Genomic DNA, 13,068 nt, shown 5'->3' on the forward strand with positions numbered 1-13,068 from the left:
GATCCGCGTCCCCGACGCGCTGCGCAGGCCTCCCCCGTTCCCCACAGGACCGATCGTGAGGAAGTCCGTTTTGATACGTGCTACACGCGGCGTGGCCACCGCCGCGGCGTTACTCGCACTGGCCTCGGTGTCACCCGGGGCGGCGTTCGCACAGTCGCCACCCTCACCCGGAGCACCGTCCGCCGGAGCACCCTCCTCCGGTGCGCCTTCGGCGGCCGCCCCCAGCAGCCGGCTCGGCGGTCTCGAACTTCCCGAGGGCTGGCAGGTCTCCGGCACCGGGGCGCAACGGCAGCTGGTGTGGACGTCGCCCGAGCCCGTCCCCATGGGCGACTCCCGTGTCGCGTTCCACGCGGGAGACCGCCTTCTCGGTCACCCGGTGCCCGCGCGGGACGGCCGGTCGTTCCGGTTGCCCCTCCAGGACGTGCAGCTCACCGAGGGGACCCTGCTGCGGGTCACGGCCGGTGGACGGCGGCTCGACGCGGCCGCTCCCGCCCGCTCCGCGCGCCTCACCCCGGCCGACCCTTCCAGCCCCTCCGCCCCGACGTCACTGCCGGGCGCCCCGCTTCCCGTCAACGGTGTGGACCCCGGAGTGCCGGGTCGCTACCGCCCGGTCAGCGGCGAGTACGACCTGAAGTCCGTGCGGCTGCCCGGGTTCCCCGAGCCCGTCGAGATGCGCGCCACGGTCGTCGGACCGGCCGGTGCCCCAGGCAAGCGGCCCGTGGCCCTCTTCCTGCACGGCCGCCACGGCACCTGCTACACCCCCGGCACCGAGGACGTCACCGGTGACTGGCCCTGCGCGGCCGGCTCGAAGCCGATACCGAGCCACCAGGGGTATCTGCGGTCCCAGCGGCTCCTGGCCTCCCAGGGCTACGTCACCGTGTCCATATCCGCCAACGGCATCAACGGCCAGGACTTCCGTGCCGAGGACGGCGGCGCCCAGGCCCGCTCCTCCCTCATCCGGCAGCACCTGGCGCGCTGGGCCGAATGGTCCGCCAACCGGGCAGCCGCCCCGGCAGCCGTACGCCGGTCCTCCGCCGCGGACCTGTCGCGGGTCCTGCTCGTCGGCCACTCCCGTGGCGGCGAGGGCGTCAACCGGGCCGCTCTCGACACCCTCGCCCCGCCGCCCGCCGACCAGGACGGCTACCGGGGCCCCGTCCGGTGGAAGATCCTCGGCACCGTGCCGATCGGACCCACGATCTTCGGCAACAATCCCGCACCCGACGTGCCCTCCATGACCATCCTGCCGGGCTGCGACGGCGACGTGTCCGACCTCCAGGGCCAGAACTTCGTCGACGGCACACGCGGTGTCAGCCGTGGCGCCGCTCTGCACAGCGCGGTCTACATGGTCGGCGCCAACCACAACTTCTTCAACAGCGAGTGGACCCCGGGCCAGGCGCAGGCGCCGGCCTTCGACGACTTCTGGTCCGACGAGCAGCCCGACCCGGTCTGCTCCCCCGGCACGAGGACCCGTCTCACCGCCACACAGCAGCAGGCCGCCGGCGCGACCTACATCGCCGCGGCCGCCCGGCTGTTCGTCGCCGGTGACGACCGGGTCCGCCCGCTCCTCGACGGCACCGGCCGCCGCGCGCCCTCGGCCGGCCCGGTCCGCGCCCTCAGCCACGCCGTCGGCGCGAACCGTACGCCGGCCTTCGTGCCCGGCTCCTCCGCGCTCACCGTGTCGGGCGGCGGCAGGCTCTGCGCCCAGATCGACCCCGACCCCGGCCGTGCGTGCCTTTCTCCCGAAGCGGGCGGTGCGTCACCGCACTTCGCGTACTGGGAGGCCTCGCCCGAACCGGGCCGTGACGCCGTCGCCATGGAGTGGTCGCGGCCCGGAACCCCGGTCGCGGTGCGCTCGGCGCGACCGGTCTCCCTGGTCGGTTCCAGCTCTCTCGCCCTTCGGGTCATCGTCCCGCCGAACAGCGCGGGCACCGAGCTGGACGTCGCCGTGACCGACGCCTCGGGGCGCCGCGCGCACCTGGGCCGTACCCGTGTCGAAGGGCTCCCGGGCAGCGAGCGGACCACCTCCTACTGGGCCCGCGAGGTACGCGTACCGCTGTCCGCCGCCGTCCGGTCCGGCCTGGATCTGAGGCGGATCACGGCACTTGAGCTGACTCCCCGCACGACTGCCGGTCGTGCGTGGCTGATGGACGCATGGGGCTGGCGCCCCGGCACCCCGGCCGTACGTCCGGCCGCGCTGGCGCGTGTCGACGTCGGACGCCTGACGGTCGCGGAAGGCGACTCCGGCGTCCGGACCTACCGGGTGCCGGTACGGGTGTCCGGCCAGGGCAGCGGCCAGGTGCGGCTGTTCGTCCCCGATGCGGCCACGGGCGAACTCACCTCCCGCACGGTGACGGTCCGGCCGGGACGCCAAGACATCGACGTACCGGTCGAGGTACGGGGCAACGACCGCTTCGGCTACGACGTCACGCACGACGCCTTCGTCAAGGCGGTCCGCGGCACGGCCATCGGCGCGCACCGCGGCGGAGTGACCGTGCGGAACGACGACCCGATGCCCGAGGTGACCGTGACGCCCGTCGCCGACGCGGTGACCGAGGGTGCCGCGCTGACCTGGCGGGTGACGCTGTCCGAGCCGGCCGACGCCGAGATCGGCGGCCACGTCGCCTTCCTGCCGCCGGCCGGCGGTACGGAGCTGACCACGGCGGACGTCGACCCGGCGTGGCTGAAGGAGCAGCTCGGGGAGGTCCCGGCCACGCCCACGCCCCTCTCCCAGATCCCGTTCGGCGGTCTGAACCTGCCCGTCTCGGTCCCGGCCGGGGCGACGACCGCGGAGGTGAGCGTGCCCACGGTCAAGGACGACGTGAACGAGCCGGAGGAGTCGCTGCGGGCTCAGCTGATCACGTACGACGCCACCTGGGAGCCCGTACCGGGGCCCGAGTTCGTGGGGACGGTGCGGGACGCGTCGTAGGGTGCGCGTTGACATGACGTGACGTCTCACGACTGGGGCGGACACCGATTCCCCGACGGGGCGGTGTCCGCCCTTCGTGTCGGATCGGGCAGGATGGACGACCATGACAGGTGGGCGGGAGAAGGTCGTGGAACGGCTGCGGCAGGCCGGTCTTGACGTCGTGGAGGGACCTCGGGTCGAGGAGGTCGCGAGGCCCTGGGCCGCTTGGCGGCCGGTCGTCTCGGCCAACACCACACCGACCGTGGCCGTACGGATGGACGCGCCGGACCTGGTCGCCGAGCTCAACAGGCAGTGGTACCGACTGGCGGTCGAGCTCGGGATCATGGGTGCGGACGGCTCCTTCCTCATCCACGTCGCCGGCATCGTGACGGGCGGCGCGTCCCAGCGCTGGACGCGGGTGCGGCTCACCGAGCGGTGGGACCTCGCCGGAGTCCTCGGTGAGCGGCCCGGCCGGCCCGAGTTCGTCACGCTCTCCACGGACGGCGACGCTCTGCTCGGGGCTACGAGCGAGGAGTACGACGTCTGGCTCGTCGCACTGGACCGGCTCAAGGAACGGCAGGAAGCGGAGGCACGCGCCGCGGGCGACGAGACCGCCGAGGAACGGGCCGCCGCGTGGGAACGGTTCTTCCGATGGCCGATGCCCTTGCGGCTGGTGCGTGACGAGTGGGCGCACGGGCTGGCGCTCAACCCTGCCACCTCCGAGGACCTCCGTGCCGGACTCCTGGGCCTGACCCACCACCTTCTGTGGCGTCCCCTCCCGACAGCGGTCGTCGAGGCCGCGATGGCGCATCCGGAGTGGCAGGTGCGCGGGTTGCTCGCCGAGGTCCAGCCGAACATCACGGCGGAGCAGTGGGAACGCCTGATCCTGGGCGAGCAGGACCCCCGGAGGCGGTGGATCCTCACGGTGTACGCGGCTGACCGGCGCGTCGAGCTCACCGGCACCGCGTACGCGCGGCTCGCCGCGGACCCGTCCCCGAAGACGCGCCATGAGGCAGCCCGGCTGGCCGGTCTGCCCTCGAACCTGCTCGCGGTGCTGGCCCGCGACGTCGATCCCTCCGTGCGCGCCTCGGCATGCCGTGCGACGGCCTGGTCGCAGCTGGACACCGCGATCCGGCTCACCCTTCTCGACGACCCCGACGACGAGGTCCGCGTGGCGGCGCGCCTCCGGCACCACCGGGAGCACCCGCTGTCCCGGTCCGCCTACGACTCCGAGGGACTGGGGACGAGCGACGCGGCGAGGACCTGCCGGCTCGAACGCGATCTCGCCGAGCATCTGGCCCACCACTGCGATCCCGGCCGACGCGGTGATCTCGCGGGCAACCCGTGGCTGGACGGTGACCTGGTCGCCGTTCTCGCCCGGGACCCCGACGAGGACGTCCGGTTCGCGGTCTCCACGCGTCCCGACCTCACCGAGGAACAACGGGCGGCCGTCGCCGTCGACTTCGATCCGAGCACGCGGTCCTGCGCACTCGACTGGGTCAGGGCGCTGCACGACGATCCCGACGCCATGCGGCGCCTCGCCGCCTCCTCGCACCCCCTCGTCCGCAGAAGCGTCGCACGGGCCAGGCGCCTCCCGCCCGACGTCGTCGAGGCGCTCGCGCACGACGAGGACCGTGTCGTGCAGCTCTTCCTCGCCGAGTCGTGCGACGACGCGCCCGCCGAGATGCTGCTGCGGGTGTGGCAGTGGTGGAACGGCAGTCTCAGCGCACCCGGCCGGCCCCGCAGCCATCCCCGCTTTCCCCGCCGTGACCTGGTCCGTCACGCCGACGACCCGAACCCGCGGATGCGGCAACTCGCCCTGGACGACCCGGAGTCGACCGACGAGCTCGTCGAGCGGCTCAGCCGGGACGGCAACGAGGAGGTCCGGTTGCGGGCCGCCGAAGACGCCCGGCTGTCGCCCGCTTCGGCGGTGCGGCTGCTGGACGACCCGGACGAGCGGGTGCGGTGGGCCGCGGCCAGGCACCCACGACTGCCGGCGCGGGCCCTGGTCCGGTTGCTGCGCGACAAGGACACCGCCTACGCGGCCGCCCGGAACCCGGGACTGCCCGAGCCCGTCATCGCGCGGCTGATTCAGCTGATGCGGCGGGCTCGGGCCGAGACACCCGCCGATGGCGACTCCGTGGCCTCCGTGTCCCTCGTCCATGATCCGTACGCTCCATCGGAGTGATCACTCGTTCGTGAGTTTCCGCTCGTTCGTGCCCACCACCCCGCGACGCTGGCATGCGCGGCGCGTGACCGGCGTCGCCGTACCGGTGCGCAGTGGAGGGGAAGACGTTCATGACGCAGGAAGAGAGGCGCCGCGGGGGTCCCGGTGAGCAGGCGGTGCTCCTGGCCGCCGGGCTGGCCGATGTGGCCGTCAGCACGCTGGGGTCCGCACTGGGAGTCGTACGGGGACTGGCTCGGCGCTCGGACGCGGCCGAGCTGGTCTCGGACGCCGAGCGGGACCTGACCGCGCGTGGGCGCCTCGTGCTGGATCGCTACGCGGCCGCGCCCCCGGCACATCTGGAGATCCTCGCCCGGCAGGCCCTGGCCCGGCGGGTGGGCGAGAGTGGCTGAGGAGTGGGAGTCGGCCGCGTTCAAGGCGCGTGTCGACGAGGTCCTGCACCGGTTCGTCGCCGACGAGGCCGACCTCCTTGCCGCGGTCGACCCGGTGCTCGGTCCGGTGGCCGAGCGGCTTGAGGCGGCGGTCGCGGTCGGGAAGAGGTTACGGGCGGCGTTCTGCTACTGGGGCTGGAGGGCGGCCCGGCAGCCCGACAGCGACGCGTTGGTGCGGGCGGCGGCCTCCATGGAGCTGGTGCACGCGGCCGCCGTCGTGCACGACGACCTCATCGACGACAGCCCCCTGCGGCATGGACGACCCACCGCCCACCTGGCCTTCGGGGACGTCGTACGGCACCATCCACGGGCCGCGGATGCCGCCCGGTCCCTCGCGATGCTCGTCGGGGATCTGCTCATGTCGCTCGCCGGGCAGCTGTTCGCCACCAGCGGTCTGCCCGCCGCCTACCTCGGGCGGGCCCGTCCGCTGTGGGCGGCGCTGGCCCGCGATCTCATCGCCGGCGAGTGTCTGGAGATCCTCCAGACGGGCGTCGCCCCGGACACGACGGCGTCGTTGAAGGTGATCCGCTACAAGACCGCCAAGTACACCGTGGAGCAACCGCTGTTGATCGGCGGTGCACTGGCCGGGGCCGGTGACCGGCTGCGCGAGGGGTACAGCGCCTACGGGCTGCCGCTGGGCGAGGCCTTCCAGCTCCGGGACGATCTGCTCGGCCTGCTCGGCGACACGCGGCACACCGGCAAGGCCAACGCCGACGACGTACGCGGCCATCGGCCCACCGCGCTCCTCGCGGAGACGTGGCGCATCGCCGGTGCCGGCGAACGCGAGCAGCTGCGCGCCCTGCTGGGGCGGCACGACGTCGACGAGGACGGTCTGGAGGCCGTACGCCGGGTGATGCGGCGGCTCAAGGCGCCCGACCGGGTCGAGAGCATGATCGCCGCCAGGGTCGAGGAGGCGCTCGGCGCACTCCAAGAGCTGGACGTACCGGCGCCCGCGGCCCGTGCTCTGACCGGCTTGGCCCATTCGGCTGCGGTCCGCGTGTCCTGACCGGGCCAGGAGCGGGACCCGCGCGGGCCGCCTTGGCCCGACATGACCGACCTGAACACCACCTCCTCACGTCCGCTCCCCCACTGACACCCGACAAAGGAGTCTCCCCATGCTCCACACCGAGACATCGATGAACTCCCTCCGGCAGAGCGGCGACGCGCTCGCCGACGCCACCGTCGCCGCGCTCTTCGAGCGCGGCGAGATGGGCACCTTCAACACCCTGATGCGCTTCTTCTCCACGGCCGGCGCACCGGTTCCGGACGGGTTGCCCGATGTCGCCAGGGAGTACCTGGAGGCCACGAGCGCCCCGCCGGCCTGGGTGGACTGGGACGAGATGGAGCGGGCCCGGCTGTTCTTCATCGACAACAACGTGCACATCGCCACCGCCCTGTCCTTCGCCTCCATGCCCGCCTGCTATCTCGTCCCCCACGTGGCGAAGCTGCTGTCGGCGACCCATGGTCTGAACTACCCCTCGACGCGGATGGCGGCGACCGGCCAGTTCACCGTCTACCTGATGCGGCCCGACGCCTTCGAGGCGGGCAGCCGTTTCATCCCCGCCGCGCAGAAGGTCCGGCTGCTCCACGCCTCCATCCGGCACCACCTCACGCGTGAGGACCGCTGGGACGCCGGGACGTCGGGGGTGCCGATCTGCCAGGAGGACATGATCGGCGGGCAGATGTTCTTCTCGCTGCTCGTCCTCGACAGCCTGCACCGCCTCGGCATCCACATGTCGCAGGAGGGAGCGGAGGCGTACTCCTACGCCTGGCGTGTGGTCGGCGCGATGCTCGGGGTCGACCAGGACGCCGTCCCCAAGTCCCTCGACGAGGCGCGCCGGTTCCTCGATCAGTACATGATCCGGTACATGGGGCCGTCCCCGGAGGGCGCCCATCTGACCCGGCAGCTCATCGAGCTCTACGAGGACATCGTGCCCGGGACGCTGCTGGACCCGGTCGTTGCCGCGCTCGTCCGGTACCTCATCGGCGACACGAGCGCCGACTGGCTGGAGGTTCCCAGCACGCCCTGGGACACCGTCGTCAAGGCCGTACCCCATCTGCTGGGCGTACTGGAGACCATCGAGGACCGCTCACCGCTCGGCGCCTGGGCCCTCGACCGGCTCGGGCACCTCACGACGGTCTTCGAGCTGTCCTCACTCACCAGGGGGCGGGTCATGCACTACGCCGTCCCCGAACACCTCAGGAAGGAGTACGGGGTCCCCGACGCCCCGTCCCGCACCCGCCGCTGGACGCCGCCGGCAGCCACGCCCGCTCCGTGAGCCGACCGCCCCGGGCATCCCTCCGGCCACCCGTTCCTGCCGTCCTCTAGAGGCGTGTCGCGGTGCGGACGAGGTCGGCGACGGCTTTGGACCTGCTGTGGGGTGGCCAGGCGATGACGGTCGTGACAGCCGGCGCGTCCGGCACCGGCACGGTCGCATGATGGTCGCGCAGGTGGGCTCGGAGGGACTCGGGCACGACCGCGCAGGCCCGCCCGAGCGCGATCAGCTGGAACAGCTGGGTGTGGTCGCGCACCTGCGGGCCGGGTCCGTCCGGGTAGCCCCCGCCCCGTCGGGGCCAGCGTGGCAGGGGCAGGTCCGCCAGGGTGGTGACCTCGGCCATCGACATCTGGGGTCGTTCGGCCAAGGGGTGCCCCGCGGGCAGGACCACGACCTGTCGTTCGGTGTGCAGGTCCTCGGTGTCGAGTCCGGCCGTCGTATCGAAGGGCCGCTGGAGCAGAGCAACGTCGGCGCGCCCGTCGCGCACCAGCCCTTCCTGCTCGCCGGGCCCGCACAGCATCACCTCGACGGCGACCGCGCCGGGCTCGGCGGCGTAGGCGTCCAGCAGCTTCGCCAACAGTTCGCTGGACGCTCCGGCTTTCGTGGCCAGCACCACACCGGGCTGTTCGGCAGCCGCGCGGCGGGTGCGGCGCTCGGCGGCTTCGACCGCGTCGAGCGCGGTCCGGGCCTCCCGCAGAAGCACCGAACCGGCCTCGGTCAAGGCGATGGCGCGCGCGGCGCGGTGCAGCAGAACCACCCCGAGCCGCCGCTCGAGCTGCTGGATCGCCCGCGACAGCGGTGGTTGCGCCATGGCGAGCCGCTGCGCCGCCCGCCCGAAGTGCAACTCCTCCGCGACGGCGACGAAGTACCGCAGCTCTCGCGTCTCCACCGCGTCATGCTATCCGGCGCTCACCACGACCGATATCCGTGCGGTATCACTGCCCACCCAGTCGGTCTTGGACGTCCTACCGGAGTCCGACCACGCTGGATGACATGACGGAACAGACGATCGCGCTGGTGACCGGTGCGAACAAGGGAATCGGATACGAGATCGCGGCGGGCCTCGGCTCCCTCGGCTGGCGAATCGGTGTGGGCGCGCGGGATCCACAGCGCCGCGACGACGCGGTGGAGAAGCTGCGCGCAGCCGGGACGGACGCGTTCGGCGTGCCGCTCGACGTCGCGGACGACGCGAGCGTGGCCGCCGCGGCGGAGCTGATCGCCTGCCGCGCCGGAGGACTCGACGTCCTGGTCAACAACGCCGCGATCACCGGCGGCATGCCGCAGACGCCCACCACGGTCGATCCCGCGACCGTACGAGTCGTCGTGGAGACCAACGTGATCGGGGTCATCCGCGTCACCAACGCGATGCTGCCCATGCTGCGCCGCTCGGCATCGCCGCGGATCGTGAACATGTCCAGCAGCGTCGGCTCGCTCGCCCTGCAGACCACGCCCGGCATCGACATGGGTCCGGTTCCCGCTGCGTACCTGGCGTCCAAGACCTTCCTCAACGCCGTCACCGTCCAGTACGCCAAGGAACTGAGCGGCACCGACGTCCTGGTCAACTCCGGCTGTCCCGGCTTCACCGCGACCGACCTCAACGGCTTCCAGGGCGTCCGCACTCCCCAGCAGGGCGCGGCGATCGCGATTCGCCTCGCGACCCTGCCCGACGACGGACCGACCGGCGGGTTCTTCGACGACGGTGGAGCGGTGCCCTGGTAGCAGGCTCGAGACGTTCCGGGGCGTTCCGCGTCAGGGCGTCGCCCTCCCCCGGACCCTCGAGTTTGGAGCATGATCCAAGATTTACGTGGATGTTGCATGAGGTCTTCTGCGGAATGCACAGCTCCGCAATAGTGGCGCGCACAGCGGAAGTTGGTTTCCGCATGACAGAAGTCCGCTACGGAGGAGTGCCCGTGCCGCACGCCGCCCCACCTGCACCACCCGCGCCGTCCCTCGCGCGCCGCGCAGCCCGTCTGCTGCGCACCTCGCTCTTCGCGCAGGTCGCCTGCGCGCTCCTGCTCGGAGTCCTCGTCGGGCGGCTGTGGCCCGAGGCCGCAGCGGCCGCCCAGCCGCTCGGCGACGGCTTCGTCCGCCTCATCAAGGCGATGATCGCCCCGCTCGTCTTCTGCGTGGTCGTCGCCGGCATCACGAAGGCGGGTGACCTCAAGGCCTTCGGCCGCATCGGCGTCAAGGCCCTGATCTGGTTCGAGGTGGCCACCACGGTCGCCCTCGTCTTCGGACTCCTGGCCGGAAACCTCGCCGGCCCCGGGGTCGGGATGAACGTCGACCCGTCGAAGCTCGACGCCTCCGCCGTCGACGAGAAGACCGGTGGCGGCGAGTTGCCGTCGACGTCCGAGTTCATCCTGCACTCGCTGCCCGACAGCGCCGTCGGAGCCTTCGCCGAGAACGCGCTGCTCCAGGTCCTCGTCCTGTCCTGCCTGGTCGGCGCGGCCCTGCTGCACCTCGGCCACACCAAGGTGCCGGCCATCCTGCCCGCCATCGAGCAGGCGCAGGAAGTCGTGTTCGCCATCGTCGGTTTCATCATGAAGCTCGCCCCGCTCGCGGTCTTCGGTGCGACGGCGCACCTGGTCGGCGAGTACGGGCTCGGCGCGCTCTCCACGTACGGGAAGCTCATCGCCGTCTGTTACGGCGTGGCCCTGCTCTTCCTGCTCGCCCTGGCACTCGCGCTCAAGGCGCTCACCGGGCTGAGCCTCTGGAAGTTCGTCCGCTACACCCGCGAGGAGATGCTGCTCGCCCTCGGGACGGCCTCCAGCGAGACCGTCATGCCCCGCATGATGCAGAAGCTCCGCGCCGCCGGCTGCCGGGACGACGCGGTCGGGCTCGTCCTGCCCACGGGCTACTCGTTCAACCTGGACGGGGCTTCGATCTACCTGTCCGTCGGAACGCTCTTCATCGCCCAGGCGGTGGGCGTCGACCTGACGCTGGGCCAGCAGATCACGGTGGTCCTGGTCCTGATGCTGACCAGCAAGGGCATGGCCGGTGTCCCCGGCTCGGCGTTCCTCGCGCTCTCCGCGACGGCCTCCGCCCTCGGAGTCATCCCGGCCGGTGCCGTGGCCCTGCTCCTCGGCGTCGACCGGATCATGGACGCGATGCGCGTCGCGACGAATCTGCTCGGCAACTGCGTGGCGGTGTTCGTGGTCTCGCGATGGGAGGGCGCGCTCGACCGGGTGACGGCCCAGAAGGTGCTGAACGGCGAGATCGAGTTCGTACCGGAGGGGACGTCCGAGAGGCCGGAGCGGACGGAGGAGGCGTCGGAGGCGAAAGCCCTGAAGGGGTAGGCGAGTTGTCCGGCTGAGGCGACGGTTGCGGGGTGGGGGGCCGGGGGTCGGGTCCGGCCGGTGCGAGCCGGGCCCCCCGGCCGAAGCGCTCCTCCGCAGGAGCACTGCCCGTCGCCCCGCTGGTGAAAGGATCACGGCATGGCTGCTGACATGTCCGGTGCCGATACGGATGCCACGACTGGCAATCCACTGCTGTTCCGCGCCCGCAGGCTGTGGGAGACGCTGGCCGACGCCCCGGTGTCGTTCGCGTCCTCCGCGTCGTCCGCGTCCTCCGCGTCCTCCGCGTCCTCCGCCGGACCAGCCCGACCAGCCGGACCAGCCGGACCTGCCGGTCCCGTTGTGGTGGTTTCACCGGCCTCCGCCCTGTGTCCCCCCTCCTGGGCCGGAATCGTGGTCCTGGGCGACGCGGCGATAGTCACCGCGCCCACGGAGAGCGCCGCGCTGGTACTGCGCCGTGCGCTGGCCTCGGTACCGGTCGACTCGCTCACGCGACCGGAGACGGTTCGGGCCGTACTGCCGGTGTCGGACGTGCTGGGTCCGGCGAGCTTGGCGTACCTCTCCAGCGCCGACTTCCGGCCCGCGCGCCCGCAGGGCGCTGTCGAGCACCTGACCTCCGGCCATCCCGACTTTCAGGGGCTGTTGCGGTCGGCCGCCCCGGAGGACGTGGCCGAGAGCGGTATGGAGGAGATCACCTCTCCCGCGTTCGTCGTACGCGCGGGAGCGGACGTGGTGGCCGCGGCGGGCTACCGCGCCTGGCCCGCCGAGACCGCGCACGTCTGTGTGCTGACGCATCCGCGGTGGCGGGGCCGCCGACTCGCCCGCCAGACGAGCTCCGCCGCCGTGGCGCACGCGCTGGCGGCGGGCCTCCTCCCCCAGTGGCGCGCCCGCCCGCCGGCCTCACGGCGGGTCGCCCACTCGCTCGGGTTCCGGGAGCTGGGCAGTCAGCTGAGCGTCCGGTTGAAGGAGGACCCGTTCGACGGCGCACGCGGGTGAGCCATGTGCCGCATCCACCGCACACGCCTGGTGTGCGTCCGGCCCCTCCAGGACGGGTGCGGGAGTGATCGGCTGGACACGTCCCCGTTCGTTCCAGCGCTGGACAGGCCTCGAAGAACGCGCGCCGTGGCCGGAGACGACGCTGCTTGCGAGCTTGGCCGAGCTCCTCACCGAATGGGCCGACCACGGCTGCAACGGCGATGGTGCACCGTCTCCGGAATCACGGTCCTGGCCGGAGGGCGATGGCCCGTGTCGACTCGCTCGGACGTTGGGCGGGTGACTCGACACAGCCGGGCTCGTCACCGTCAGCCTGGTCAGGCGCCCGTCGTCGTGGGGAGCACGGGCGTGAAGTTGTCCCAGCGGGCCATCTCGCAGCCGTCGCTCCGCTTGAAGGTCGCGTCCACCGGTCGGCCCGCCCAGGTGCCCGTGACGTGGGCCGTGGCCGGGCCTCCGTACTGCATCGTGCAGAGGGAGTCCGGCGGCACCGGCGCGAAGGGGTCGGTGCCCCATGTGGTCAGTTCGTCGAGCCTGTCGCAGGCCTTCTGCGGTGTGGGGTGAGTGCCGTCCGCCGGGTGGCAGACGAGCTCGTACGTGCCGTCGGCGGACCGGTCGCCGCTGTCGGTCACCGTCAGGGTGAGCTGGTCCGGAGGGGCCGGTGCACCTGCGGCGGCGGAGGCGACCGAGACGGTGGAACAGGTGGAGAGGGCGGCCAGGGCCAGGGCGAGCGCAAGGCCTGTGAAACGCGGCATGGACGACTCCGGGGCATGAGGGTCTGCACTGCCCGGGACGACGGCCGGGAACAGCGCCGACCAGGGGTGGTCGTGGGCGGGTGCTGTGCGGAAGTACTTCCTCCGCGTCCAACCCCGGTGTACTCGAAGAGGTCACGCCACGTGTGGCTCCGGCGGTGACCCTCGGGCCTGATCACTCCGATGGCCCACCCGCCCATCCGTCACGCCCGCCGTACCCGTCGCACCCGCCGTAC

The 13,068-nt window shown here is 72.4% G+C and carries 10 protein-coding genes; 8 read left to right on the plus strand and 2 right to left on the minus strand.

The window, feature by feature from the left end; genetic code table 11:
* Positions 1-70: 70 nt before the first annotated feature.
* From ACFQ79_RS15720 to ACFQ79_RS15740, 5 genes are all read left to right on the plus strand, one after another.
* Positions 71-2,926 (plus strand): alpha/beta hydrolase family protein, encoded by a 2,856-nt coding sequence (locus ACFQ79_RS15720; protein ID WP_383583414.1) that lies wholly within the window; start codon positions 71-73, stop codon positions 2,924-2,926.
* Positions 2,927-3,029: 103 nt separating this feature from the next.
* Positions 3,030-5,093: a PE-PGRS family protein gene (locus ACFQ79_RS15725; protein WP_383583415.1), complete on the plus strand. Its 2,064-nt coding sequence runs from the start codon at positions 3,030-3,032 to the stop codon at positions 5,091-5,093.
* A gap of 110 nt (positions 5,094-5,203) precedes the next feature.
* Positions 5,204-5,482 (plus strand): polyprenyl synthetase, encoded by a 279-nt coding sequence (locus tag ACFQ79_RS15730; protein ID WP_383583417.1) that lies wholly within the window; start codon positions 5,204-5,206, stop codon positions 5,480-5,482.
* Positions 5,475-6,527 (plus strand): polyprenyl synthetase family protein, encoded by a 1,053-nt coding sequence (locus tag ACFQ79_RS15735; protein ID WP_383583420.1) that lies wholly within the window; start codon positions 5,475-5,477, stop codon positions 6,525-6,527. Before ACFQ79_RS15730 ends, ACFQ79_RS15735 begins: the two co-directional genes overlap by 8 nt.
* A gap of 109 nt (positions 6,528-6,636) precedes the next feature.
* Positions 6,637-7,800 (plus strand): oxygenase MpaB family protein, encoded by a 1,164-nt coding sequence (locus ACFQ79_RS15740; protein WP_383583422.1) that lies wholly within the window; start codon positions 6,637-6,639, stop codon positions 7,798-7,800.
* A 46-nt stretch (positions 7,801-7,846) separates the two neighbouring features.
* Here the strand turns inward: ACFQ79_RS15740 and ACFQ79_RS15745 are convergent, their stop codons facing one another.
* Positions 7,847-8,686, minus strand: a complete 840-nt coding sequence (locus tag ACFQ79_RS15745) for a LysR family transcriptional regulator (protein WP_383583424.1) — start codon at positions 8,684-8,686, stop codon at positions 7,847-7,849.
* A gap of 104 nt (positions 8,687-8,790) precedes the next feature.
* Between ACFQ79_RS15745 and ACFQ79_RS15750 the strand changes: the two genes are divergently transcribed.
* From ACFQ79_RS15750 to ACFQ79_RS15760, 3 genes are all read left to right on the plus strand, one after another.
* The gene (locus ACFQ79_RS15750; RefSeq protein WP_383583426.1) at positions 8,791-9,516 is read left to right on the plus strand and encodes an SDR family NAD(P)-dependent oxidoreductase; all 726 of its coding nucleotides are present in this window, start codon (positions 8,791-8,793) and stop codon (positions 9,514-9,516) included.
* A gap of 251 nt (positions 9,517-9,767) precedes the next feature.
* The gene (locus ACFQ79_RS15755; protein ID WP_383583480.1) at positions 9,768-11,093 is read left to right on the plus strand and encodes a cation:dicarboxylate symporter family transporter; all 1,326 of its coding nucleotides are present in this window, start codon (positions 9,768-9,770) and stop codon (positions 11,091-11,093) included.
* Positions 11,094-11,432: 339 nt separating this feature from the next.
* Positions 11,433-12,086, plus strand: a complete 654-nt coding sequence (locus ACFQ79_RS15760; RefSeq protein WP_383583428.1) for a GNAT family N-acetyltransferase — start codon at positions 11,433-11,435, stop codon at positions 12,084-12,086.
* A gap of 314 nt (positions 12,087-12,400) precedes the next feature.
* Here the strand turns inward: ACFQ79_RS15760 and ACFQ79_RS15765 are convergent, their stop codons facing one another.
* Positions 12,401-12,835, minus strand: coding sequence for an SSI family serine proteinase inhibitor (locus ACFQ79_RS15765; RefSeq protein WP_383583430.1), 435 nt, complete (start codon positions 12,833-12,835; stop codon positions 12,401-12,403).
* Positions 12,836-13,068: the final 233 nt, after the last annotated feature.

It is taken from the genome of Streptomyces sp. NPDC056480 (assembly GCF_042795405.1).
Taxonomy (GTDB): Bacteria; Actinomycetota; Actinomycetes; order Streptomycetales; family Streptomycetaceae; genus Streptomyces.